Source organism: Klebsiella sp. CN_Kp100 (assembly GCF_040065315.1).
In the GTDB taxonomy this organism is placed as follows: domain Bacteria; phylum Pseudomonadota; class Gammaproteobacteria; order Enterobacterales; family Enterobacteriaceae; genus Klebsiella; species Klebsiella oxytoca.
The window spans coordinates 1-946 of sequence record NZ_JBEAIJ010000018.1 but is presented as its reverse complement, the minus strand read 5'-3'; the positions used below and the strand labels follow the sequence as shown (position 1 = coordinate 946).

Genomic DNA, 946 nt, shown 5'->3' with positions numbered 1-946 from the left:
CGCAGAATGGCGATGACCCGCTGATGCTTGTCCTGGCAGCGGACCACATCATCAATAATCAGCAGGTCTTCCACGACGCCATTCGCGTCGCGGAGCAGTATGCGCAGGCTGACCATCTGGTCACCTTCGGTATCGTTCCGAACACCCCCGAAACCGGCTACGGCTATATCCAGCGCGGTGATGCGCTGGGGGAAGGGGAGCACACGCCTTATCAGGTCGCCCGCTTTGTCGAGAAGCCGGACCTGGAGCGTGCGCAGGCCTATCTGGCCTCCGGAGAATATTACTGGAACAGCGGCATGTTCATGTTCCGGGCGAAAAAGTATCTCTCCGAACTGGCAAAATTCCGCCCGGATATTCTCGAAGTCTGCACGGCTGCGGTCCGCGCCGCCGACAGCGGCAGCGACTTTATCAGCATCCCGCATGAGGTGTTCAGCACCTGTCCCGACGAATCCGTTGACTATGCGGTGATGGAAAAGACCGCCGATGCGGTGGTGGTGGGGCTGGACGCAGACTGGAGCGACGTCGGCTCATGGTCAGCCCTGTGGGACGTCAGCCCGAAAGATGAGCTGGGCAACGTGCTGACCGGCGATGCCTGGGTGCACAACAGCCAGAACTGCTACATCAACAGCGACGAAAAGCTGGTGGCGGCTATCGGCGTTGAGGACCTGGTGATCGTCAGCACCAAGGATGCGGTGCTGGTGATGAATAAAAACCGCGCCCAGGACGTGAAAAAGGTCGTGGAGTACCTGAAGGCCAACCAGCGCAGCGAATACAAACGACACCGCGAAATCTACCGTCCGTGGGGCCGCAGCGACGTGGTGGTCCAGACGCCGCGCTTCAACGTTAACCGTATCACCGTCAAGCCGGGCGGGGCGTTCTCCATGCAGATGCATCACCACCGCGCCGAGCACTGGGTGATCCTCGCCGGGACGGGGCAGATAACGGT

Annotated in this window: 1 protein-coding gene; it reads left to right on the top strand. The window is 60.6% G+C overall.

Translation table 11 applies throughout. The features are described 5' to 3' along the window. Positions 1-946 (top strand): mannose-1-phosphate guanylyltransferase/mannose-6-phosphate isomerase (locus ABLV12_RS08735; protein WP_348866982.1); only part of this gene is annotated, 946 nt, incomplete at both ends.